Origin of the sequence: Marihabitans asiaticum (assembly GCF_007828725.1) — a bacterium.
GTDB classification, from domain to species: Bacteria; Actinomycetota; Actinomycetes; order Actinomycetales; family Dermatophilaceae; genus Marihabitans; species Marihabitans asiaticum.
On record NZ_VIUW01000001.1, the window covers coordinates 133,173 to 155,412 of the forward strand.

Sequence of the window (22,240 nt, forward strand, 5' to 3'; positions counted from 1 at the left end):
CCACGTCAGGAGAACGGATCATGCAGCTCGGACTCGTCGGACTCGGCAAGATGGGTGGCAACATGCGCGAGCGGCTCCGCCGCGCGGGCCACGAGGTGATCGGCTACGACCGGGACAAGTCGCTCTCGGACGCCAAGAGCGTGCAGGACATGATCGACCAGCTCCAGGCGCCGCGGGTCGTGTGGGTCATGGTCCCGGCGGGTAAGGTCACCCAGGACGTCGTCTCCGACCTCGCCCAGCGGCTCGAGCCGGGCGACCTCGTCATCGACGGCGGCAACAGCCGCTTCACCGACGACGTCGAGAACGCCGAGGAACTGGGGGCGCACGGCATCGGGTACCTCGACTGCGGGGTCTCCGGCGGGATCTGGGGCCTGGAGAACGGCTACGGGCTCATGGTCGGCGGCTTGAAGAAGCACGTGAAGACCGCGATGCCGATCTTCGACGCGCTGCGTCCCGAGGGGCCGCGCGACGAAGGCTTCGTCCACGCCGGCGACGTCGGAGCGGGCCACTACGTGAAGATGGTGCACAACGGCATCGAGTACGGCCTGATGCACGCCTACGCCGAGGGCTACGAGCTGCTCGAGAAGAAGGAGATCGTCAAGGACGTGCCGGGCGCCTTCAAGGCGTGGAGCCGCGGCACCGTCGTGCGCTCCTGGCTCCTCGACCTCCTCGTCACCGCCCTCGAGGAGAACCCGACGATGGAGGACGTCTCGGACTACACGGCCGACTCCGGCGAGGGGCGGTGGACCGTCGAGGAGGCGATCGACAATGCCGTGCCGATGCCGGTCATCTCCGCCGCCCTCTTCGCCCGCTTCGCCTCGCGGCAGGAGGCCAGCCCGGCGATGCAGGCCGTCGCGGCGCTGCGCGGCCAGTTCGGCGGGCACAAGGTGATGACCATCGCCGAGGGCCAGCAGCTGCGCGATGAGTCGGCGACCGAGGGACCGAAGAAGGCCTCGACGTCGCAGAAGAAGGCCGCGAAGAAGGAGAAGCCGACGACGAGCCGGGCGAAGGCCGCCGCCGAGGGCAAGAAGGCGGCCAAGGCCGGACCGTCCTCCGGCTCCGGCGACACCTCTGCGTGATCGTCCGGCACCTCTCCGTCGCGGACTTCCGCAGCTACGAGCGCGCCGAGCTGCCGCTCGAGCCGGGCGTGACCACGCTCGTCGGGCTGAACGGCCAGGGCAAGACCAACCTCGTCGAGGCGATCGGCTATGTCGCCTCGCTCTCCAGCCACCGGGTGGCGAACGACCAGCCGCTCGTGCGCTTCGGCGCGGAGCGTGCGGTGGTGCGGTGCGCGGTGCTCACCGGCGAGCGTGAGCAGCTCGTCGAGCTGGAGATCACCCCGGGCCGGGCGAACCGGGCCAAGTTGGGCCGCTCTCCGCTGCCGCGCACGCGGGATGTGCTCGGGACGCTGCGCACGGTGCTCTTCGCCCCGGAGGACCTTGCGCTGGTCAAGGGCGATCCCGAGCAGCGCCGCCGCTTCCTCGACGACCTGCTCGTCCAGCGTCAGCCACGCTGGGCCGGGGTGCGCTCGGACTACGACAAGATCTTGCGGCAGCGCTCGGCTCTGCTGAAGTCGGCCGGTTCCTCCCTTCGCGGTCGGGGTCGTCGTCGCCTGCCCGAAGGGGTGGACCCGGCGGCCGATCGGGAGGAGGCGCTGCGCACCCTGGACATCTGGGACGAGCACCTGGCAACCGTCGGGGCGCAGCTGCTCTACGCCCGGCTGCGTCTGCTCACCGACCTCGTCCCGCTGCTGCAGTCGAGCTACCGCGAGGTGAGCGACAGCGTCAGCGAGGTCACCGCCCGCTACCGCAGCTCGATTCCGGGGCCGGCCGGCGAGAAGCTGGCCGCCGGCTACGCCGAGGCCGCTTCGGTGCCGACCGTGGAGGCGCTGCGGGAGCTGCTGCAGGAGGGGATGGCGCAGGTGCGAGACCAGGAGCTGGACCGTGGGGTGAGCCTGGTCGGTCCGCACCGGGACGACGTCGTGCTCGGCCTCGGCGAGATGCCGGCGAAGGGGTACGCCAGTCACGGGGAGTCGTGGTCCTTCGCGCTCGGGCTGCGGCTGGCGGCCTACCACCTGCTGCGCACCGACCTGCAGGACGACCCGGTGCTCATCCTCGACGACGTCTTCGCAGAGCTGGACAGCGGGCGGCGCACCCGCCTGGCCGGGCTGATCGCCGACTGCGAGCAGGTGCTCATCACCGCCGCGGTCGAGGACGACATCCCGGCCGAGCTGGCGGGCGCCCGCTTCGCGGTGACGAAGGGGGAGGTCGGGCCGGCGTGAGCGAGCCACCCGCACCCGGGGCGTCCGCGTGGTCCAGCGAGCACGAGCCCGACAAGCACGAGCCCGACGAGCAGGCACGGGACGGGGTGGAGGACTCCTCGGTCGAGGATGCCGCGCGGGCGGCACTGGAGCGCGCCCGCGGGGTCGCGACCAGTCGCGGGCTGCGGCCCGGCATGAAGCCCCGTCGACGCCGCGCCCGACGCGGCATCGAGGCCGGGGAGGGCGGCGCCTTCGATGCCGCCGGGCGCGACCCGGAGCTGCTCGGTGACCAGCTCGAGCGGATGATCACCGACCGGGGCTGGAAGACCGACGTCGCCGCCGGGTCGGTGATGGAGCGCTGGCCAGAGCTTGTCGGCCCCCAGGTGGCTCAGCACAGCCAGCCGGTGGCCTACGAGGACGGCGTGCTCACCGTCCGGGCGGAGTCGACCGCGTGGGCGACCCAGCTACGGCTGCTCACCTCCAGCATCCTTGGGCGGCTCGCCGAGGAGGTCGGTCCGGAGACCGTCGTCGAGCTGCGGGTCGTCGGCCCGAGCGCGCCCTCCTGGCGCAAGGGGCCGCGGCGCTCGCACGGCGGCCGAGGCCCTCGCGACACGTACGGCTGACCCCCCTTCGCCCCGTCGTTCCGCACGTGGGAACGAGCGTGGTCCGCCCGACACCGGGCCGGGCACGCTGGCCACACAGCGGCGGGCTGCCGCTGACGAGCGCGAAGGAGCGTGCGTGCCGACCCTGTCGATCCCCGCCCTGGACGAGGTGGTCTACCTCGAGCCGGGCGAGACGGTGCTCTCCGGCCTGTACAAGGCCGGATTCAGCTACACCGTGGGCTGCCGCCGGGGTGGGTGCGGCATCTGCAAGCTTGACGTCATCGAGGGCTCCTTCTCGTACGAGCGCCCCGTCGCCGACACCGTCATCAGCACCGACGAGCGCACCGACGGGACCTGCCTGAGCTGCCGAGCCATCCCCGAATCGAACATCACTATCCAGATGCGCGAGTACGAGGTGCGTCTGGTCAACCCCCTGCTCCGTCAGATCAACGAGAAGGCGCGCCTGCGTGCCGAGGCGCTGGCGGCCGCACCCGACACCCCCACCACGCCGGACGCCGGCGCGGGCGACGATTAAGGAGTCAGTCATGGGAGTCATGCGCATGGGCTACGCCCACGTCAAGGTCACGGACATGACCGAGGCGAAGAACCACTACAACGGCACGATGGGCCTCTACGAGACCCACTCCGACGTCACCCCCGACGGAGCCAAGCGCGTCTTCTACAAGGGCTGGGACGAGTGGGACCACCACTCGGTCGTCCTCGAGGAGGGCGGCGTCGGCGTCGTCAAGTACGGCTGGAAGGTCGAGCACGAGGCCGACATCGACGACATCGAGGCCAAGGCCAGGACCTTCGGCCTGACCGTCGAGCGTATGTCGAAGGGGGACAACCCGGAGATCGGTGACGGCATCCGCTTCGTCACGCCGAGCGAGCACGTCTTCGAGGTCTACCACCAGGCGACCGCGGTCGGCACCGAGGTGGGCACGCACAACCCCGAGGTCTTCCCCCGCCACCTCGTCGGTATCGGCGTGCCGGCCCTCGACCACTCCCTCATCACGACCGGGGACGTGGGCACGATGGAGCGGATGCTCTCCGACGTCTTCGGCTTCTACGCCACCGAGCGCGTGCAGACCAGCCTCGACGACGACCACGAGTGCGTCGGCACGTGGATGACCTCCAACAACCAGATCCACCAGATGGCGGTCATCGGCGGCCCCCAGGGCAAGCTGCACCACTTCGCCTTCCGCCTCGAGGACTGGAACTCCGTGGGTCGCGCGGCGGACCTGATGACCATGGATGACGTGCCGATCGACATCGGCCCGACCCGTCACGGCATCACCCGCGGGCAGACCGTGTACTTCTTCGACCCCAGCGGCAACCGCAACGAGGTCTTCGCCGGCGGGTACCTCGCCTTCCCCGACCGCCCGACGAACGTGTGGACCGTCGACCAGCTCGGCAAGGGGATCTTCTACCACGACCGCGAGCTCAACGAACGCTTCACCACCGTGCTCACCTGAGGATGGGCGAGCACACCCGCGGCAGCGCCGTCTTGACCCTTGAGGGGGCCGAGGCGGCGCTCGCCGCTGCTCTGGCGCACGCCCGCGAGCACGACCTGCGGATGAACGTCGCCGTCGTCGACCCCGGCGGGACGCTGCTCGCCTTCGCCCGCATGGACGGCGCCTTCGCCGCCTCTGGCGACATCGCGATCGACAAGGCGCGGACCGTCGTCCGCTTCGGCGGGGCACCGACCTCCGGCCTCTACGAGGCGCTCGCTGGCGAGGACGCGGTGATCCGCGGCATCGGCAACCGGCCCGGGGTGGCTGCCTTCGGCGGCGGGGTCCCGGTACGCGTCGACGGCGAGCTCGTCGGTGCGGTCGGCGCCTCCGGCGGCTCGGCAGGCGAGGACGAGCAGGTGGCCGCGGCCGGAGCGGTGGCGATCACCGGGACCTAGCCCCGGGGCGTCAGGCAGCCCGGGCCAGGGTCTGGCTCGGCAGCTCCCCGAAGCGCTCGCGGTAGGCCGCGGCAAATCGCCCGAGGTGGGTGATACCCCACGACAGGGCGACATCGGTCACCGTGCCCCCGCGCCCGTGGACGAGGTCGTCGTGGATGCGGTCGAGCCGCAGGTCGTACAGATGGGCGAAGGGGGTTGTGCCCAGGTGCTCGCGGAATGCCTGCTGGAGCCGGCGCACGCTGACGCCGGCGATCTCGGCGAGGTCGGCCGGGGTCCAGGGACGCGTCGGGTCGGCTTCCATCGCTTCGACGACGCGGTGGACGGGGCGGGGCCGTAGGGCGTTGCGAGCTGTGGGTTCCTCCGGGACGGCGGCCAGGAGCAGCCCCGTGACGAGCATGCTCGCGACGGAGTCGGCGACCTGTGGGTCGCGGTAGAGGACGCCGCCGCAGTCGCGGGCGTTGTCGAAGGTCGTGCGCGCCATCCGGAACCACGCAGCCCCCGCCGGGGTGCGCAGGTCGATGTCGGTCGGCAACCGCACGTCCTTGCGGGCGAAGACCCGCTCGCTCTCGCGGTGCAGGTGCGCGCTGTCGATGCGCAGGCCGAGGAGGACGAGGTCGGGGGCCCAGGCCGGCATGTGTGCGGGGGTGTCGGCCGGGAAGGCCGTGGCCCGACCGGGTGCGGCGTCGTAGTCGGTGCTGCCGATGCGGGAGGCGAGGTGACCGCTCAGCGGGATGTTGACCGCCACGGCACCGGGGTGGTCCGAGTCGATCCCCACGGTCGCGCCGAACTTCATGCGGGCGAGCCGGCAGCTGTCGAGGTCGACGACCTCGATGCCCGAGGCAGCAGCCCCGCGCACGGCCTTGGGGTGCAACGCGTGCGGGAAATAGGCATCGGACAGGGCGTCGTGCACACCCTCCCAGTCCTCGAACCGGGGTGCCGACTCCAGAAGGTGCCTCATCGCACTCCTCTCGCGGTCCTCCGTGATCGTTTGATCATGACCCCCCTTCGTGGCGGACCCGGTCGGGTTCCGCACCGGGGAACGCGGGTGTGCTTCCGGGTGCCTGCGTCGAGCGGACAGCGACTGCGCCCATCGGATCGTGGCCGGCGCCACACCCGGCCTAGTCTGCCGCCACGACACACCACGCCGGGGTGGTGGGGCGGACCCTCGCTCCTCGTCCCCGGACCACCGAGGAGAGGTGCCATGACGCCCTTCATGACTCGCGTCGCCGAGCTCGTCGGCACGCCCCAGCAGGACCCGGGCCAGCTAGCCCAGGGGCCGACCACCGTGCCGCGGACCCGGATCAGCGAGCGGGTGGCGACCGGGACCGGCGCCGATCGGCACGTCGCCCTGCGCTCGCTCGCCGAGCAGTACGTCTGCGAGGCCAATGCCGTCCTCGGGTCCGAGCGCGAGCAGCTCGGCCTCGTCGACGAGACCCTCCCGAGCGAGCTGGCCTTCACCGTGACCTTCGGGGACGCCGGCGCCCGGTGCTCCACGACCTTCGCTGACGGCCGAGCGGTCGGGCGCCTCGTCGGCACCTTCGACGAAGGGGATGACGAGCGTGAGCTCGACGGTCCCGACGCCCTGCCAGATCTGCTCGTCCGGCTCATCGAGACCGCCCCTATGCAGGCGACGCGCACCGCGCAGCCGAGCTGACTCCCCCTTCGCCCGCCCACCAGACCAAGGAGAACGTCCAGTGCAGTACGAGCTCAAGACCCAGGTCATCGAACCCCAGCGGCAGACCTTCACCCACATCGCGAAGCGTTACGGCGACAAGCCCGCCTCGCGCTACATCGAGGGCAGCATCGACGTGCAGCCCAAGGAGCACTTCCAGTACCGCCCGACGTGGGACCCGACGCGGGAGATCTACGACGACTCCTACAGCGTCTTCCGGCTGACCGATGCCTACAGCTACCTCGACCCGCGGCAGTACTACTACGCCCCCTACGTCACCGCCCGCTCCGGCCACCACGAGGCCTTCGCGACCTCGCTCGAGTACATCGAGGCACGTGGGCTGCTCGAGCGTCTGCCCGACGGCTGGCGCAGCGTCCTCGCCGAGCTCGTGCTGCCCCTGCGGCATCTCGAGAGCGCCGGCCAGCTGATCCTCTGCGGGATGGCCCGCTTCGGCTGGGGCGCGACGGTGACCCAGTCGGCTGCCTACTCTGCCTTCGACCGGGTCGGCAACGCTCAGGTCCTCAGCCGGGTCGGCATCGCCCTCGGCGGCGGCACGACGGACCTGCTCGCCGAGGCCAAGGAGCACTGGCTGCACGACGCGCCCCTGCAGGGGCTGCGCCGGATGGCCGAGGAGACCATCGTCGAGACCGACTGGGGTCTGGCGCTCTTGCGTCTCGACGCCGTCGACCGGCTCGTGTACGACCTGCTGTACCAGCACCTCGATGACGAGGCCGTCGTCAGCGGTGCGCCGGCCTACTCGCTCGTCGCGCAGCACATGGCGAGCTGGTTCGCCGACAACCGCAGGTGGATCGACGCGCTGTACACGGCCTGGCGCGAGGACCCCGAGCTCGGTGCGACCAATGCTGCCCTCCTCGCGGAGCACGGCGCGGCCGCCGTCGACACGGCGCTCGAGGTCGTCACCCCCTTCGCCGCCCGCATCGACGAGCTGCTCGGCGGTAGCTCGGCCGTCGACCGGATCACCACGACCGCCGCCGAGGTGCGCGCTGCGCACACCGGTGCGGCCGCCTGAGAGGAGAGCGCCATGCAAGAGCAGACCACGGCAGACGATCCGCAGACGAAGGGTGTCCGCGACGTCGGCGTCGTCATCCAGGAGTCGGAGAACAACCGGCCCGTCATCGAGGCCATCGAGGCCGACAACCCCGGGTGCAGCGTGATGCACAGCCCCGGACTCGTCCGCATCACCGCCCCGGGCCGCATCGTGATCACCCAGGAGACCGTCGAGGAGAAGCTCGGCCGGGAGTGGGAGACGCACGAGTTCCAGATGGCGATCGTCAGCTACTTCGGCAACATCCAGGAGTGGGACGACGACGAGATCGTCATCGCCTGGGACCACTGAGTCAGACAGACAGACAGACAGACCGACAGACAGACCCCATCAGGTGTCGAGGCTCGGGCGCGGGGCGCCCTCACACCTCGACCACCGCTGACCACAGGAGAGACCCACGATGACACTCGCACCCGAGAACAAGACGAAGAAGGCCAAGAAGCTGTCGATGAAGGCCCGCTACGAGGCCCTCACCCGCGGCCTCGACTGGGAGCCGTCCTACGTCGAGAAGGACGAGATGTTCCCGCACCTCGACTACGAGGGCATCAAGATCCACGACTGGGCGGCCTGGGAGGACCCCTTCCGCCTGACGATCGACGCCTACTGCAAGTACCAGGCCGAGAAGGACAAGCGCCTCTACGCCGTCCTCGACGGCTTCGCGCAGGGGCAGGGCCACCTCGGTCTGACCGATGCGAGCTACCTCAACGCGATGAAGATCTTCATCCAGGGCGTCACCCCGCTCGAGTACGGCGCCCACCGGCACTTCGCCTACCTGGCGCGGCACTTCGCCGGACCCGGCCCGCGGTTTGCGGCACTGTGCCAGTCGATCGACGAGATCCGTCACATGCAGACCGAGATCCACACCCTGTCCAACTACAACAAGTACTACTCGGGCTTCCACAACTGGCCGGAGGAGTACGACCGGGTCTGGTACCTGTCGGTGCCCAAGAGCTTCTTCGAGGACGCACTGTCCTGCGGGCCCTTCGAGTTCCTCATCGCGGTCGGCTTCTCCTTCGAGTACCTGCTGACCAACCTGCTCTTCGTGCCCTTCATGTCCGGGTCGTCCTTCAACGGCGACCTGCCGACGATGACCTTCGGCTTCTCGGCGCAGTCCGACGAGTCGCGGCACATGACCCTGGGCCTCGAGGCGATCAAGTTCCTCCTCGAGCAGGACGAGGCCAACGTCCCGATCGTCCAGGGCTGGATCGACAAGTGGTTCTGGCGCTCCTACCGCGTCACCGCACTCGTCGCCCAGATGCTCGACTACATGCTCCCGCGCAAGGTCATGAGCTGGAAGGAGTCCTTCGAGCTGTACTTCGAGGAGCAGATGCTCGGTGGCCTCTTCGAGGACCTCGCCTTCTACGGCATCACGCCTCCGCGCCACGTCGAGGACGCCATCAAGGAGAAGGAGATCCTCTCCCACCAGGTGTACTGGACCCTCTACCAGTTCTCCTTCGCGGCCGCCTTCACGACGAGCGCTCCGAGCGACGAGCACATGGACTGGCTCTCGCAGGCCTACCCCGACACCTTCGACACCCACTACCGACCGCTCTGGGAGAAGGAGAAGAAGAATATCGAGGCCGGCGGACGGCATTTCGCGCCGGGCCTGCCCCAGCTGTGCCAGGTCTGTCAGGTGCCGATGCTCTTCACCGAGCCCGGCGACGCGACCACCTTCGCCCAGCGCGAGTCCGAGTTCGAGGGCGAGATCTACCACACCTGCTCCAACGGCTGTCAGTGGATCTTCGAGCGCGAGCCGGAGAAGTACCGCCAGGCCTGGCTGCCCGTGCACCAGATCTACCAGGGCAACTGCGGGGGCCCGACCGTGCCGGAGGTGCTTGAGTGGTACGGCCTGCAGGACGGCGACGCCGGTGAGTACATCGGATCGCGCGACCACCGGAACTGGCAGGCCTGGCAGGGCGAGGCCGCAGCCGACACCGCCACCCCCGACGAGACGAAGGCAGGTGCCTGACATGGCGGTCAAGAGTATGGGTGAGTACGACTTCCCCTCCCGCTCCCGGCAGGAGCTCTACGGCGACGACCAGCTCGTCTCCGTGTGGTTCCAGGACACGATGTGGTTCGCCTCCCCGGCGATGTTCCGGGCACCGAGGGCGATGACCTGGGCCGACTTCCGGGACCAGATGTTCGTGCCCTTCGCCGAGGAGGACCCCGACTACGACCCCGCTGCCCCCCGCACGTGGATGCTGCACGGCGCCCCCTTCGAGCCGCGTGACGACCAGACGCTCGCCGAGCTCGGCGTCCGTCACAAGGACGTCATCGGCACCCGCGTGGCCGCCTGAGGTGGAGACGACGATTCCCTGAGGCGCTCCTGCGTCGCGCTGCGGGGAATCGTCGTCTCCTCCACCTCCCTCACAAGCCGTCAGCTCCCCCCTTCGTCCCGCTCGAGGAGAGACCCATGACCACCCACACGATCACCGTCGAACCCGTCGGTCGCGAGGTCGAGTGCGAGGAGGACCAGACGATCCTCGACGCCTGCCTGCGGGCGGGGGTGTGGCTGCCGCACAGCTGCACCCACGGCACCTGCGCGACCTGCAAGGTCGACAAGCTCGACGGCGAGGTGGACCTGGGCGAGGCGAGCTCCTTCGCACTGATGGACTTCGAGCGGGACGAGGGCAAGCTGCTCACCTGCTGCGCGAAGCCCCGCGGGGACGTGACGATCGAGGCCGACCTCGACGTCGACGAGGACATGGAGGTCTACCCCGTCGACGACTACATCGGCACGGTCACCCTCATCGAGGACATCGCCACCGAGACCAAGCGGGTCGTCGTCGAGCTCGACCGGGAGATCGGCTTCAACGCGGGGCAGTACATGAAGTTCGTCGTGCCGGCCGACGACGCCGGCGGCGAAGAGGTCGACCGCACCTGGTCGATCGCCTCACCCCCGGGGGAGAGCACCGCGCTGGAGTTCCACGTGCGCAACGTCAAGGGTGGTCGCGGCACCGACGGGTGGGTCTTCTCCCGCCTCGCGGAGGGCGACCAGGTGCGGATGTCCGGCCCGTACGGGCGGTTCGTGCTCAAGACCGGCGACGACCGCCACGCGATCATGGTCGGGGGTGGCACGGGGGTCGCCCCGCTGAAGTCGATGATCAAGCATGCCCTCGGCGATGGTGAGTACGAGGGCGAGATCACCCTCTACGCCGGGGGCCGCGGACGGGAGTGGCTCTACGACGTCGCTGAGTTCCGCGAGCTCGAAGCCGAGCACGACAACTTCACCTTCCGTCCCTGCCTGTCCGAGGAGACCGCGGAGCAGGTCAGCGCGGCTGGTGAGGACGCCCAGGGGTATGGCTTCGGCATGGTCACCGATGTCATCGCCGCCGACCACGAGCGGCTGAGCGGATGCACCGGGTACCTGTGCGGCCCACCGGCGATGGTCGACGCCGCACTGAAGACGCTCATGAGCCTGCGCCTCTTCCCCCGGGACATCTACCGCGAGGACTTCTTCAACGAGGCCGACAAGGACGGCGGTGGCGTGAAGTCACCCCTGATCAAGCGATGAGCTCGCGCAACCCGGAGATCGGTCGCCTTGTCCCGACGGGCGCGCTGCGCACCAACGTCCGACATCGCGGGCGAAGGGGTGACGAAGCCGACGTCGTCCTCCTCCTGCACGGGTCCGGGCCGGGGGTCAGTGCCTGGGCCAACTAGCGGCTGCAGCTGCCCGAGCTGGCCCGGTACCACCGGGTGATCGCCCCGGACCTCGCCGGGTTCGGCTTCACCGAGTGTCCGGTCGGCACGACCTTCGACCAGGGGGTCTGGTTGCAGCAGGTGGTCGACCTGCTCGACGCTCTCGAGGTCGCCCGGGTGCACGTCGTCGGCAACTCCTTCGGCGGGTCGATGGCGCTCGCGCTCGCCATCGACCACCCGGACCGGGTCGACCGCCTCGTGCTCATGGGCAGCGTCGGGGTCCCCTTCGAGATCACCGACGGGCTGGATCGGGTGTGGGGCTTCGACCCCGATCGTGACGACATGGGCGAGCTGATGCGTAACGTCTTCGCCTACGACGACTCACTCATCACCGAGGAGCTGGTGGCCAGCCGGCAGCAGGCGAGCATGCGACCACGGACGCGGGCGGCCTTCTCCGCAATGTTTCCTGAGCCCCGGCAGCGGTGGGTTGACGCCATGGCGCACGATGAGGCGAGCATCCGGGCGATCAAGGCGCGCACCCTGGTTGTCCACGGGCGCGACGACAACGTGATCCCGCTGCAGAACTCGCTCACCCTGCTGGACTGGATCGACGACAGTCGCCTGCACGTCTTCGGCCGTTGCGGGCACTGGACCCAGGTCGAGCACAGCACCGCCTTCACCGAACTCCTCCTGGACTTCTTCGCGGAGTAGCGCGCTAGATCCCGGAGTCTCTCAGCGTTCGGCTGAGGGTGAAGGCGGCAGTGCGGACGGCGATGCCGAGGGTGCCCGGGTCGATCGAGCGGGTCGGCCCGGTGACCGACAGCCCGGCACGGACCTTGCGGTCCGCCCCGAAGACCGGGGCAGCGACGCACGACACCCCGGCCGTGGACTCCTCGAGGTCGAGGGCCATGCCGACCGTGCGGATCTTGCGCATCTCGTAGGTGAAGGCCTGCGGGGTGTGAATGGTGCGTGGGGTGACCCGATGCAGACCGGTGTCGATGCAGGCCTGCACGGCCGCGGTGGAGGAGTAGGCGAGGATCACCTTGCCGACGCCCGTGGCATGCGCGGGTATCCGGCCGCCGACCTTCGAGGCGATCCCGCTCTGGGCGCCGAGGATGCGCACGTAGACCACATCGGTCCCGTCGAGCACCGCGAGGTGGATGCGGCGGTGGGTCGCTTCGCGCAGGTCCTCCATCACCGCCTCGGCGGCGTCTGCCAGGTCGCGTCGCACCGGCACCTGGGCTCCGAGCTCGAAGAGCTTGGCGCCGAGCTGGATCCGGGAGTCCGCCCGCGCGAGCACGCCGACATCGACGAGCTGGCCGACGAGCCGGTGGACGCTCGAGGGTGCCATGCCGGTGGCTCGAGCCAGACCCCGGATCGTGTCGGCGCCCTCGGCGACAGCCTCGAGGAGGCAGGTCGCGCGGGCGATGACTCCGGCTTCGCCCGGTCCGGCGAGGGTGTTCCGCTCTGCGGGACGCATTCCTTGATGATGCCGGATCGGCACGCGATCGTCGACCACCAGGGCATACCCGCCGGCGAGATCCACCAGCTGGCGACCCCACGCGTCGAAGGAGACCACGCATGAGCGCCGACCCCGTCCTCCCGAGAGTCACTATGGCCGAGGACCCGTGGTGCACGACCACCCCGAAGCGGGTCGCGCCCGAGTCCGGCGGCCTTCGATCCGTGACGACCGCGCTCGACGTGCTCGAGTGCTTCGCCTCCGACGGTGATCTCGGGGTCTCTGACATCGCTCGGCGCCTCGGCGTCGCCAAGAGCACCGCGCACCGGGTGCTCAGCACCCTGGCCGGACGCGGCTTCATCGAGCAGGACCGCGACACCGGCCTCTATCGCCTCGGCCTGCACCTCTTCGAGCTGGGCATGCTCGTCCAGGCACGTCACCCCCTTCGCCATGCCGCCCTGCCGACCCTGCGACAGGTGGCCGCCCAGACCGGGCACACCGTCAACCTCGGGGTCGCCGACGGCCCGGACGTCGTCTTCGTCGAGCGGATCGAGATGGGCGAAGGGGGTCGCGTCCTCGGTCACGCGGGTCGCCGCTTCCCCGCCCACGTGACGGCGACCGGGAAGGCGCTCGCCGCGTTCGACGGTGAGCTCGACCGGGCCCGCCGGGCAGCCGGCTTCCCCCCGCGCGCCCGCTGCACAGTGCGTACCGAGGCGCAGTGGGACGACACCCTGCAGGGCGTGCGACTGGGCGGTTACGCGATGGCGGTCGACGAGTCCTTCGACGGGATCACCTCGATCGCCGTGCCGGTGCTGCGCGGCCAGCACGCGATCGCGTGCGTCTCGGTCTTCGGACCGACCGATGCCGTGCACCCGCAGGTCGACCGGATCGTGCCCCTGCTGCGGGCTGCCAGCCGGCGGATCAGCCTGGCCACTCCCTTCGGCCGGTAGCGCCTCCACACCACCCACCACCCACCATCCGCCGTCCCTAGGTGCGAAGGGGGTGTTCAGGTGAGCGGGACGAAGGGGGTGAGGCGTTCCCCGGCGAAGAACGACGGCGGAGGGTCGGCCTCGCGCGGGCCTACCGTCGAGCCATCCCCACGAGCGAGGAGAGCGATGGGCCAGGCCAGCCAGACCCTGCAGGACGCCGCGGCGGCCCTGCTCGCGGCGTACGAGAGCGGCACCGCGACCCCGCCTTTGACCGAGACCTACGACGACCTGGGCGTCGCCGATGCCTACGCGATCCAGCTCGAGCAGGTTCGCTCGTGGACCGCCGCGGGTCGCACGGTCGTCGGGCACAAGGTGGGGCTGACCTCGGCGCAGGTGCAGAAGCAGCTCGGGGTGGACACGCCCGACTTCGGTCACCTCATGGACGACTTCGCCTACCTCGAGCACGACCCCATCCCCGTCGGCCGGTTCCTCCAGCCCAAGGTCGAGCCGGAGATCGCCTTCGTCCTCGGCAAGCCCCTGCAGGGCCCGGGGGTGACCCTCACTCAGGCGATCGATGCCGTCGACTACGTGCTGCCGGCGATCGAGATCGTCGACAGCAGGATCGCCGACTGGCGGATCACCCTCGTCGACACCGTCGCCGACAACGCCAGCTCCGGTGCCTACGTCCTCGGATCCACCCCGACCCGCCTCGAGGATGTCGACCTGCGCCTGACCGGCTGCGTCTTCACCCGCAACTCCCAGATCGTCGGGACGGGTGCCGGCGGCGCCGTCCTCGGATCACCGATCTCGAGCCTGGTCTGGCTCGCCAACACCGTCGGCGCGCTCGGCACCAGCCTCGATGCCGGCCACGTCGTCCTGCCCGGATCGGTGACCCCGATGTCCCCGGTCGCCGCGGGCGACAGCTTCACCGCAACCTTCGCCGGCATCGGCAGCGTCACCGCCCGGTTCGCGTCGTGACGGCGCCGTCACCCCCTTCGAAAGGACACCGACCATGACCCCACGGACGAAGGGGACCGCAGCGATCGTCGGTCCCGGCAACATCGGGACCGACCTGATGTTCAAGCTCATGCGTCGCTCGGAGGTGCTCGAGCCGCGCTGGATGATCGGCGTCGACCCCGCCTCGGACGGGCTGCGGCGGGCGGCGAGCCTGGGCCTGGAGGCGAGTCACGAAGGGGTGGACTGGCTGCTCGCGCAGGACGAGCTGCCTGACGTCGTCTTCGAGTGCACCTCGGCCAAGGCGCACGAGGCCAACGCGCCGAAGTACGCCGAGGCCGGGGTCCTGGCCGTCGACCTCACCCCGGCAGCGGTCGGGCCGTACCTCTGCCCGCCGGTCAACCTCGACTTCACCCTCGACGCGCCGAACGTCAACATGATCACCTGCGGCGGCCAGGCGACCACGCCGATCGTCGCCGCCGTCTCGTCCGTGGTCGAGGTGCCCTACGCCGAGATCGTGGCCTCGATCTCCAGCAAGTCCGCCGGCCCGGGCACCCGGGCCAACATCGACGAGTTCACCGAGACCACCTCGCAGGCCCTCGAGGTCGTCGGCGGCGCGAAGAAGGGCAAGGCGATCATCATCCTCAACCCCGTCGAGCCGCCGCTGATGATGCGCAACACCGTCTTCTGCGCCATCCCCCAGGAGGCCGCGGAGGCCGGCGAGCTCAACGACCAACTCCGCGAGTCCATCGCCGCCATGGTCGAGCGCGTCCAGGAGTACGTGCCCGGCTACCACCTGCGCGCGGAGCCGCAGTTCGACGAGGCGCGCGACCTCTGGCACGGAATGGCACGAGTGACCGTCCCGATCGAGGTCAAGGGGCGCGGTGACTACCTGCCCGACTACGCCGGCAACCTCGACATCATCACCGCGGCGGCCGCCCGCGTCGGCGACATGATGGTCGCCCACCGGCTCGGCGTCGACTCCGGCTGGGTCCCGGCGGATGACGCCGGTGACGCTGCACCCCTCGAGGCTCCTCCGTCGCACCTCGGGGAGCGATCCCAGGACGCGCGCCACCAGGAGGTCTCGGCATGACCGAGCAGACCAGCATGACCCACCCCATCCCCGAGTTCTCCGGGGGCGTCGACGTCCGCCTGACCGACACCACGCTGCGCGACGGCTCGCACGCGATGTCGCACCAGTTCACCGAGGAGCAGGTGCGCACCACGGTGCGCGCGCTGGACCAGGCCGGTGTCCAGGTCATCGAGGTCACCCACGGCGACGGCCTGGGCGGATCGAGCTTCAACTACGGCTTCTCCGCGGTCGACGAGATGTCGCTGATCAAGGCCGCCCGCGCCGAGGCCGAGCAGGCCAAGATCGCCGTGCTCATGCTCCCCGGTCTGGGGCGCGTCGAGGATCTGCACCAGGCGCGCGACAACGGCGCCGACATCGCCCGGATCGCCACCCACTGCACCGAGGCCGACGTCTCGATCCAGCACTTCGGTGCCGCCCGGGAGCTGGGCATGGAGACCGTCGGTTTCCTCATGCTCAGCCACATGATCGGCCCCGACGAGCTCGCCAAGCAGGCCCGGATCATGGTCGACGCCGGCTGCCAGTGCGTCTACGTCGTCGACAGCGCCGGCGCCCTGATCCTCGAGGACGTCTCCGACCGGGTCGAGGCTCTCGTGTCCGAGATCGGTCAGCACGCCCAGGTGGGCTACCACGGCCACCAGAACATGTCCTTCGGCGTCGCCAACTCGGTGCTCGCCTACCGCGCGGGAGCCAAGCAGATCGACGGCTCGCTGTGCGCCCTCGGCGCCGGGGCGGGTAACTCCCCGACCGAGGTCCTCGCGGTCGCCTTCGAGCGGCTCGGCATCTCCACCGGCGTCGACGCGGGCGGCATCCTGGGCGCTGCTCAGGACGTCGTGCGTCCCTACATCCGCCGGCTGCCGTGGATGGACCGCAGCTCGATCACCCAGGGCTACGCCGGGGTCTACTCGAGCTTCCTCATCCACGCCGAGCGTGCGGCCGAGCGCTACGACGTCCCCGCCCACGAGATCCTGGCCAAGGTCGGCGAGTACGGCTACGTCGGCGGTCAGGAGGACATGATCATCGACGTCGCCCTGGAGATCCAGAAGGCCAGAGAGCTCGACCTGGGCGACCTGCCCGCCCTAGGAGCGTCGCTGTGACGGCCGGGGCGAAGGGGTCAGCCTGGGACGTCGAGTCCGTCGCCGCCGAGCTGCTCGCCTGCGAGGACGAGCGCCGCGACCGGGTGAAGTTCACCGACGAGTGGCCCGAGCTCGACGTCGCCACCGGGTACCAGATCCAGGACCTCACCCTCGCCAAGCGCCTCGAGCGCGGCGAACAGCTCATCGGGGTCAAGCTCGGCCTGACCTCCCGAGCCAAGCAGCGGCGGATGGGGGTCGACACCCCCTTCGTCGCCTGGCTCACCGACGCGATGATCCTGCCGGCCGGTGACCCGGTGCCCCAGGACAAGCTGATCCACCCGCGCATCGAGCCGGAGATCGTCTTCGTCATGGGTGAGCGGCTAGAGGGACCGGGCGTGACCGGGGCGCAGGCGATGGCCGCGGTCAAGAGCGTGCACGCCGGCGCCGAGGTCATCGACAGCCGGTACAAGGACTTCAAGTTCACCGCCGGTGACGTCATCGCCGACAACGCCAGCTCCGGCGCCTTCGTCACCGCCGGTCTCGGGGTGCCGCCGAGCCAGGTCGACCTGGCACTGGAGGCGGTGCTCGTCGAGGTCGGCGGCCAGGTCGTCGACAGCGCGACCGGCGCGGCCGTCCAGGGTCACCCCGGCGAGGCGCTCGCGCTCGCGGCCAACGACCTCGCGACACGAGGCCACGCCATCGAGGCGGGGTGGATCGTGCTGACCGGCGGCATGACCGATGCGGTCTTTGCGCCCCCGGGGTCGTCCGTGGCCTGCCACTTCACCAGCCTGGGCTCGGTGCAGATCTACGGCGGCGCCGAGGGCGAAGGGGGGAGCTGATGCCGATCATCGACGTCACCCTCGCCGAGGGTCGGGAGCCGGAGAAGATCCGGGCGATGATCTCGGCCCTCACCGACGCGATGGTGCAGACCCAGGTCGCGCCCCGCGAGGCGGTCCGGGTGATCGTCCGCGAGGTTCCCCCCACCAACTTCGCCGCCGGTGACACCACCCTCGCCGAGCGGGCGCAGCAGACCCCTTCGTCCTGATCCAGGAGCAGAGCATGAGCGAGCAGCAGTTCTTCGGCCACATCATCGACGGCGAGGAGGTCGAGTCCGTCGGCGGCGAGCGCCTCGACGTGTGGAACCCGTGGACCCGTGAGGTCTGGGCCCAGGCCGCCGACGGCCAGGAGGCCGACGCGCACAAGGCGATCGAGAGCTCACGTCGCGCCTTCGACGAGGGCCCGTGGGCGACGATGGGGCGGGTGGAGCGCGCCCAGCACATCCACGCGCTCGCCGACCTGATGGAGGAGCGCACCGACGACCTGGCGCGCCTGGACTCGACCAACATGGCCAAGCCGTTCGAGGAGGCCAAGCACGACGTCGCCCGCTCGGTGTGGAACTTCCGCTTCTTCGCCGACCACCAGCGCGACCACGTCGGCGAGGTCTACCCGATGGACACCGGGCACCACACCTACAGCGAGTTCGGCCCCGCCGGCGTCGTCGCCGCGATCAGCCCGTGGAACTTCCCGCTCATGATGGCCTCGTGGAAGATCGCGCCCGCGATCGCCTGGGGCAACACCTGCATCATCAAGCCCTCGGAAGACACCCCGGCGTCGGTGACGATGCTCGGCCGCCTGGCGACCGAGGCCGGTCTGCCGCCGGGGGTGCTCAACGTGCTCAACGGTCACGGAGCACCCGCCGGAGCCACCCTCACCGGGGACGACCGGGTCGACCGGGTCACCTTCACCGGCTCCTCGACCACCGGCAAGGCGGTCATGGCCTCTGCGGCCAGTCACCTCGCCCCGGTCAGCCTGGAGCTCGGCGGCAAGGGCGCCAACATCGTCTTCGAGGACGCCGATCTCGACAACGCCGTCTACTGGGCGGTCGAGGCGATCTTCCGCAACGCGGGGCAGATCTGCCTGGCCGGGTCGCGCCTCTTCGTCCAGGCCTCGATCTACGACGAGTTCCTCGCCCGCTTCACCGAGGCGGCCGAACAGCTGAGCATCGGCGACCCCTTCGACCCGAGCACCCGCTTCTCCGCCCTGGCCAGCCGGAAGCACTTCGAGAAGGTCAGCTCCTACGTCGAGTCCGCGAAGGAGCTCGGCGGGCGCTTCCACACCGGTGGGGTGGCCGACGACGGCTCGTGGGTGGTGCGCCCGACGATCATCGACTCTCTGGCGCTGGACGCCGAGCCGTACTGCGAAGAGATCTTCGGCCCGGTGTGCGTCGTCAACTCCTTCGAGACCGAGGAGGAGGCGGTGGCGCTGGCCAACGACACCCGCTACGGGCTCAACGCGATGCTCTTCACCGAGAACCTCTCGCGCGCCCACCGGGTCTCCTCGGTCCTGCGGGCCGGCACGGTGTGGGTCAACTGCTTCTTCATCCGCGACCTGCGCACCCCCTTCGGCGGGGTCGGGGACTCCGGGGTGGGCCGCGAGGGTGGCAACTTCAGCCGCGAGTTCTTCACCGAGCCAAAGGCCGTGGTGATGCAGATTCGCCGCTGACGGCGGGGGCCCACCCGACCCGGGGTGGTTCGAAGACGGATCGTCACCTCGAGCTGACGATCCGTCTTCGAACCGGCGAAGGGGGCGTCAGCCCGCCGCGGAGGCGGTCGCCTTCTTCTTCGCCCGCTTGCGGTCGCTGCTGTTCTCGGTGCGCTCGGGCAGCAGGGCGACGATGTGGGTCGCCGTGTCGGGCAGCTCGGTGTCCTTGGTGGCCACGGTGACCTTGCCCTCGCTCGACACGAGGAAGAGCAGAACCGCCCTGTCGCCATAGGTGCGCTTGAAGTCCTCCCGGGTGAAGGACGCGGAGAGCCGAGTCCGCCGGACTCGCATGCCCTCGGCACGCAGGTCACGCATCTCGTCGAAGGTCCTCGCGGGCTGGAAGGCGATGCGGCCCCCGAGGGACGCGCTCGGGGTGCGCTTCTCCGACCCGTTCTCCTGGTCGGCGCGCTTGAGCTGGTAGGTCGCGCCGCTGCCGAAGATCGAGGAGTACTGCCGCGCGGTCGTCGCATTCATGTCGTCGTCAGCCGAGGCGGCGATGAGGTGGCCCATCCCGGCGGCGTCGAGCTCGTCGGAGGTGATGTCCGAGAGGACGTGGCCGTAGTAGGTCTCGAGACCGGCCTGGCGGGCGGAGCGGATGGCGGAGAAGTCGTGGCTGACGACCTTGACCGGCACGTCGAGGGCGGCGAGGTGCTCCCCGGCCTCGACCAGCCACGGCGCGGACCCGGCGAACATCACCCCCTGCGGCGAGGTGCTCGCCAGGCCGAGCCGCTCGGCGAGCCGCCCGACCCCGAGCCCGTAGATCGCGACCGTGCCGACGACGACGAGGAAGACGAGGGGGACGAGGTCCTGCGCCTGCGCGGCAAGCGCCTCGAGGTTGTCGGCGCGGATCCCCAGCGCGTCGGCGTTGCTCGCGCCCTCGCCGCTCGAGCTGAGCGCCGACTGGCGCGCGTTCTGGGCCTGGTGCTCCATCTCGATCGCGAAGATCGACACGACGGCCGCAGCGACGATTCCTCGCGGGGCCATGAAGGCCAGCAGGGTGCGCTCCTTCATCTCCGAGTCCGACCCGGCCAGCCCGAGATAGATGCTGACGGGCCGGACGACGAGGACGAGCAGGGCGATGAGGATCGCCGCCTGCGGCGCGACCCGGCGGATCTCGTCGAGGGTGACCAGGCTCGCGAGGAGGACGAAGAGGGAGCCGACGAAGAGGACCTGGAGGTGCTCCTTGAACTCGACCACCCGGTGCAGGTGGAGCCCCTTGACGTTGGCGAGGTAGACGCCGAGCACGGTGACGGTGACCAGGCCGCTCTCGTGGGCGACGGCGTTGGAGATGACGAAGACGCCGAGCGCCGCCGCGAGGAAGAGCACGCCCTGGAGGAAGTCGGGGATGAGGTGGCGCTGCATCGCGACCTTGAGCAGCCAGCCCATGCCGATGCCGAGCCCGAAGCCGACGAGCAGCGTCGTCGCGAGGCCGGTGAGCGCGGCCATGATCGGGGACTCACCCTGGGCGACGATCGCCTGGAAGACGAGGGTGGCCAGGACCGCGCCGATCGGGTCGACGACGATGCCCTCCCAGCGCAGCAGGGTCGAGGCGCGCCGGGTCGGGCGCAGCTGACGCACGATCGGGTTGATCACGGTGGGTCCGGTGACGACGAGCAGCGCCCCGATGAGCACCGCGAGCCGCGGCTCGACGCCGGCGATCCACGCCGAGAGGGCGATGAGCGGCCAGGCGATGAGCACGGACACGCTGCACAGGCGCATCACGCTCTGGCCGAGGTCGCGCAGCTGGCGCACCTTCAGCGACAGCGACCCCTCGAAGAGGATGATCCCGACGGTCAGGGACACCCCGGCGTAGAGCACGTCCTGCCCGATGACGGTCGGGGCCTCGATCGCCTGGCCGAGAGCGAATCCGGTGATGAGCAGCAGGAGGATCGAGGGCACCTTGAGGTACCACGCGATGAGCTGGCTGAGTACAGCGATGAGCACGACCAGGGCGATGTAGCTCCCGGGCATGGCTTCGGTGAAGGCGTGCACCATCTCGTCCAGCACCCCTGCACGATAGGCGAGTGTCCGTCCTCACGCCGGATGTTCCGGCCCGCGATGTGCACCGGGCGTCCGGGCCGGACCCGGCGCACGTCCAGGGAGGATGTGGCAGTGTCGTGCCGTTGCCGGACGGCGAAGGAGTGACCCATGTCCCGGTATCAGGGCGACGAGCCGACCCCGATCGACGCGACTCCGCTCGAGGACTTCTTCTTCGGGAGCCCCGATGACGAGCCCACAGGCGACCGGCCCACTGCCGATGAGACACAGGTGGTCGACTCCTCGGGCGCGGCGTCGGGGCGTGCGCAGCCACCGGCGACCGGCGAAGGGGGTGAGCCGCCGGCCTCGTCTCCCGGTCACCGGGAGAGCTCCGTCCCGCAGGACTGGTGGGGAGAGGAGCCCGGCCACGCGGGTGGACCGAGCCGGGTCATGCCGGCCAGGGACGACTCGACTCCTCGCCACGACGACCACGGCGGCGCACCGGGGATGCAACGGCAGGCGGTGCCTCCACCCGAGCCCGATCGCCGCGGCGCGGTGGCCCGGGGCGCCGGGATCGTCCTACTGATCCTCGCCTCCGTCGTCGTCGGTGCGCTGCTCGCCTATCTCGCCCTCACCCAGCTGCGCGGTGACGAGCCGTCGGGCGCGGGCAGCAGCGAGGGGACCGCCCAGGAGCAGGGGTCGAGCACGCAGAGCCCGTCGCAGTCGCCGTCCTCGGCCGAATCCAGCCCCGCAGAAGCGAGCTCATCGACCAGCTCGAGCAGCTCGAGCACCACGGCCGAGCGCACCGGCGAGCTGCCGTCCGGCGCGACGGCCTGCGGCGGGGCGAAGGACGGCATCGCGGTCGGGCGTACCACCTCGGTGACGTCCTGCCCCTTCGCGGTGGCGGTCCGGGACGCCTACCTCGCCGCCGACCCCGGCGACGATGGCTCCGCGACGCTGGAGGTGAGGAGCCCGGTGACGGGACGGAGCTACTCGATGCGGTGCACCGGCGACGTCGTCACCACCTGCACCGGCGGCAACGACGCCTCGGTCGTCCTCTACTGAC

Annotated in this window: 25 protein-coding genes; 22 read left to right on the forward strand and 3 right to left on the reverse strand. The window is 70.2% G+C overall.

Annotated features, from left to right (window positions below; translation table 11 throughout):
- Positions 1-20 precede the first annotated feature (20 nt).
- The 6 genes from gnd (at position 21) to FB557_RS00590 (ending at position 4,771) form a co-directional block, all read left to right on the forward strand.
- Positions 21-1,079, forward strand: a complete 1,059-nt coding sequence (gnd, locus tag FB557_RS00565; protein WP_144854686.1) for a phosphogluconate dehydrogenase (NAD(+)-dependent, decarboxylating) — start codon at positions 21-23, stop codon at positions 1,077-1,079.
- The gene (gene recF, locus FB557_RS00570; protein WP_144854687.1) at positions 1,076-2,281 is read left to right on the forward strand and encodes a DNA replication/repair protein RecF; all 1,206 of its coding nucleotides are present in this window, start codon (positions 1,076-1,078) and stop codon (positions 2,279-2,281) included. Before gnd ends, recF begins: the two co-directional genes overlap by 4 nt.
- Entirely contained in the window at positions 2,278-2,883 is a 606-nt protein-coding gene (locus FB557_RS00575) for a DciA family protein (protein WP_246074258.1), read from the forward strand. The genes recF and FB557_RS00575 overlap by 4 nt, the downstream gene beginning before the upstream one ends.
- A gap of 115 nt (positions 2,884-2,998) precedes the next feature.
- A complete protein-coding gene (locus FB557_RS00580; RefSeq protein WP_144854688.1) occupies positions 2,999-3,397 on the forward strand; it encodes a 2Fe-2S iron-sulfur cluster-binding protein in 399 nt (132 codons plus the stop codon).
- Between the two features lie 10 nt (positions 3,398-3,407).
- On the forward strand, positions 3,408-4,337 hold the full coding sequence (locus FB557_RS00585; RefSeq protein WP_144854689.1) for a catechol 2,3-dioxygenase: 930 nt from the start codon (positions 3,408-3,410) through the stop codon (positions 4,335-4,337).
- Positions 4,338-4,339: 2 nt separating this feature from the next.
- A complete protein-coding gene (locus FB557_RS00590; RefSeq protein ID WP_144854690.1) occupies positions 4,340-4,771 on the forward strand; it encodes a GlcG/HbpS family heme-binding protein in 432 nt (143 codons plus the stop codon).
- Between the two features lie 10 nt (positions 4,772-4,781).
- Here FB557_RS00590 and FB557_RS00595 read toward each other — a convergent pair whose 3' ends face one another.
- Positions 4,782-5,729 carry an AraC family transcriptional regulator gene (locus FB557_RS00595; protein ID WP_144854692.1) on the reverse strand — a complete coding sequence of 316 codons (948 nt, stop codon included), beginning with the start codon at positions 5,727-5,729 and terminating at the stop codon, positions 4,782-4,784.
- Between the two features lie 243 nt (positions 5,730-5,972).
- On the opposite strand from FB557_RS00595, the gene FB557_RS00600 reads away from it, so the two are divergent.
- The 8 genes from FB557_RS00600 to FB557_RS00630 all read left to right on the forward strand — a co-directional run bounded on the left by FB557_RS00600 (position 5,973) and on the right by FB557_RS00630 (position 11,859).
- Entirely contained in the window at positions 5,973-6,425 is a 453-nt protein-coding gene (locus FB557_RS00600; protein ID WP_144854694.1) for a hypothetical protein, read from the forward strand.
- Positions 6,426-6,465: 40 nt separating this feature from the next.
- Complete coding sequence (locus FB557_RS00605) at positions 6,466-7,473, forward strand: ferritin family protein (protein WP_144854695.1); 1,008 nt, start codon at positions 6,466-6,468, stop codon at positions 7,471-7,473.
- A 12-nt stretch (positions 7,474-7,485) separates the two neighbouring features.
- The gene (locus tag FB557_RS00610; RefSeq protein WP_144854697.1) at positions 7,486-7,800 is read left to right on the forward strand and encodes an MmoB/DmpM family protein; all 315 of its coding nucleotides are present in this window, start codon (positions 7,486-7,488) and stop codon (positions 7,798-7,800) included.
- 109 nt (positions 7,801-7,909) lie between these two features.
- On the forward strand, positions 7,910-9,478 hold the full coding sequence (locus FB557_RS00615; protein WP_144854699.1) for a YHS domain-containing protein: 1,569 nt from the start codon (positions 7,910-7,912) through the stop codon (positions 9,476-9,478).
- A gap of 1 nt (position 9,479) precedes the next feature.
- Positions 9,480-9,806: a phenol hydroxylase subunit P4 gene (locus FB557_RS00620; RefSeq protein WP_144854701.1), complete on the forward strand. Its 327-nt coding sequence runs from the start codon at positions 9,480-9,482 to the stop codon at positions 9,804-9,806.
- A 116-nt stretch (positions 9,807-9,922) separates the two neighbouring features.
- Positions 9,923-11,023, forward strand: coding sequence for an NADH:ubiquinone reductase (Na(+)-transporting) subunit F (locus tag FB557_RS00625; protein ID WP_144854704.1), 1,101 nt, complete (start codon positions 9,923-9,925; stop codon positions 11,021-11,023).
- On the forward strand, positions 11,020-11,169 hold the full coding sequence (locus FB557_RS14410; protein WP_246074260.1) for a hypothetical protein: 150 nt from the start codon (positions 11,020-11,022) through the stop codon (positions 11,167-11,169). Before FB557_RS00625 ends, FB557_RS14410 begins: the two co-directional genes overlap by 4 nt.
- Positions 11,170-11,187: 18 nt before the next feature.
- The gene (locus tag FB557_RS00630; RefSeq protein ID WP_281290040.1) at positions 11,188-11,859 is read left to right on the forward strand and encodes an alpha/beta fold hydrolase; all 672 of its coding nucleotides are present in this window, start codon (positions 11,188-11,190) and stop codon (positions 11,857-11,859) included.
- A gap of 4 nt (positions 11,860-11,863) precedes the next feature.
- Here FB557_RS00630 and FB557_RS00635 read toward each other — a convergent pair whose 3' ends face one another.
- On the reverse strand, positions 11,864-12,727 hold the full coding sequence (locus FB557_RS00635; protein ID WP_144854706.1) for an IclR family transcriptional regulator: 864 nt from the start codon (positions 12,725-12,727) through the stop codon (positions 11,864-11,866).
- Between the two features lie 2 nt (positions 12,728-12,729).
- Between FB557_RS00635 and FB557_RS00640 the strand changes: the two genes are divergently transcribed.
- The 7 genes from FB557_RS00640 (at position 12,730) to FB557_RS00670 (ending at position 19,158) form a co-directional block, all read left to right on the forward strand.
- Positions 12,730-13,557, forward strand: coding sequence for an IclR family transcriptional regulator (locus FB557_RS00640; RefSeq protein ID WP_144854708.1), 828 nt, complete (start codon positions 12,730-12,732; stop codon positions 13,555-13,557).
- 165 nt (positions 13,558-13,722) lie between these two features.
- Entirely contained in the window at positions 13,723-14,514 is a 792-nt protein-coding gene (locus FB557_RS00645; protein ID WP_144854710.1) for a 2-keto-4-pentenoate hydratase, read from the forward strand.
- Between the two features lie 34 nt (positions 14,515-14,548).
- Complete coding sequence (locus tag FB557_RS00650; protein WP_144854712.1) at positions 14,549-15,583, forward strand: acetaldehyde dehydrogenase (acetylating); 1,035 nt, start codon at positions 14,549-14,551, stop codon at positions 15,581-15,583.
- The gene (dmpG, locus tag FB557_RS00655; RefSeq protein WP_144854714.1) at positions 15,580-16,677 is read left to right on the forward strand and encodes a 4-hydroxy-2-oxovalerate aldolase; all 1,098 of its coding nucleotides are present in this window, start codon (positions 15,580-15,582) and stop codon (positions 16,675-16,677) included. The genes FB557_RS00650 and dmpG overlap by 4 nt, the downstream gene beginning before the upstream one ends.
- Positions 16,674-17,495, forward strand: coding sequence for a 2-keto-4-pentenoate hydratase (locus FB557_RS00660; protein ID WP_144854716.1), 822 nt, complete (start codon positions 16,674-16,676; stop codon positions 17,493-17,495). The genes dmpG and FB557_RS00660 overlap by 4 nt, the downstream gene beginning before the upstream one ends.
- Entirely contained in the window at positions 17,495-17,701 is a 207-nt protein-coding gene (locus FB557_RS00665; protein WP_144854718.1) for a tautomerase family protein, read from the forward strand. The genes FB557_RS00660 and FB557_RS00665 overlap by 1 nt, the downstream gene beginning before the upstream one ends.
- 14 nt (positions 17,702-17,715) lie before the next feature.
- Complete coding sequence (locus FB557_RS00670; RefSeq protein ID WP_144854720.1) at positions 17,716-19,158, forward strand: aldehyde dehydrogenase; 1,443 nt, start codon at positions 17,716-17,718, stop codon at positions 19,156-19,158.
- An 87-nt stretch (positions 19,159-19,245) separates the two neighbouring features.
- Here the strand turns inward: FB557_RS00670 and FB557_RS00675 are convergent, their stop codons facing one another.
- Positions 19,246-21,204 carry a cation:proton antiporter gene (locus FB557_RS00675; RefSeq protein WP_246074264.1) on the reverse strand — a complete coding sequence of 653 codons (1,959 nt, stop codon included), beginning with the start codon at positions 21,202-21,204 and terminating at the stop codon, positions 19,246-19,248.
- 141 nt (positions 21,205-21,345) lie between these two features.
- Here FB557_RS00675 and FB557_RS00680 point away from each other — a divergent pair, with 141 nt between their 5' ends.
- Positions 21,346-22,239, forward strand: a complete 894-nt coding sequence (locus FB557_RS00680) for a hypothetical protein (RefSeq protein WP_144854722.1) — start codon at positions 21,346-21,348, stop codon at positions 22,237-22,239.
- Position 22,240 lies beyond the last annotated feature (1 nt).

Coding starts and splice junctions, on each gene's coding strand:
- gnd (WP_144854686.1), top strand. CDS start 21: ATGCAGCTCGGACTCGTCGGACTCGGCAAGATGGGTGGCAACATGCGC.
- FB557_RS00585 (WP_144854689.1), top strand. CDS start 3,408: ATGGGAGTCATGCGCATGGGCTACGCCCACGTCAAGGTCACGGACATG.
- FB557_RS00590 (WP_144854690.1), top strand. CDS start 4,340: ATGGGCGAGCACACCCGCGGCAGCGCCGTCTTGACCCTTGAGGGGGCC.
- FB557_RS00595 (WP_144854692.1), bottom strand. CDS start 5,729: ATGAGGCACCTTCTGGAGTCGGCACCCCGGTTCGAGGACTGGGAGGGT.
- FB557_RS00600 (WP_144854694.1), top strand. CDS start 5,973: ATGACGCCCTTCATGACTCGCGTCGCCGAGCTCGTCGGCACGCCCCAG.
- FB557_RS00610 (WP_144854697.1), top strand. CDS start 7,486: ATGCAAGAGCAGACCACGGCAGACGATCCGCAGACGAAGGGTGTCCGC.
- FB557_RS00615 (WP_144854699.1), top strand. CDS start 7,910: ATGACACTCGCACCCGAGAACAAGACGAAGAAGGCCAAGAAGCTGTCG.
- FB557_RS00620 (WP_144854701.1), top strand. CDS start 9,480: ATGGCGGTCAAGAGTATGGGTGAGTACGACTTCCCCTCCCGCTCCCGG.
- FB557_RS00625 (WP_144854704.1), top strand. CDS start 9,923: ATGACCACCCACACGATCACCGTCGAACCCGTCGGTCGCGAGGTCGAG.
- FB557_RS14410 (WP_246074260.1), top strand. CDS start 11,020: ATGAGCTCGCGCAACCCGGAGATCGGTCGCCTTGTCCCGACGGGCGCG.
- FB557_RS00640 (WP_144854708.1), top strand. CDS start 12,730: ATGAGCGCCGACCCCGTCCTCCCGAGAGTCACTATGGCCGAGGACCCG.
- FB557_RS00645 (WP_144854710.1), top strand. CDS start 13,723: ATGGGCCAGGCCAGCCAGACCCTGCAGGACGCCGCGGCGGCCCTGCTC.
- FB557_RS00650 (WP_144854712.1), top strand. CDS start 14,549: ATGACCCCACGGACGAAGGGGACCGCAGCGATCGTCGGTCCCGGCAAC.
- dmpG (WP_144854714.1), top strand. CDS start 15,580: ATGACCGAGCAGACCAGCATGACCCACCCCATCCCCGAGTTCTCCGGG.
- FB557_RS00665 (WP_144854718.1), top strand. CDS start 17,495: ATGCCGATCATCGACGTCACCCTCGCCGAGGGTCGGGAGCCGGAGAAG.
- FB557_RS00670 (WP_144854720.1), top strand. CDS start 17,716: ATGAGCGAGCAGCAGTTCTTCGGCCACATCATCGACGGCGAGGAGGTC.
- FB557_RS00680 (WP_144854722.1), top strand. CDS start 21,346: ATGTCCCGGTATCAGGGCGACGAGCCGACCCCGATCGACGCGACTCCG.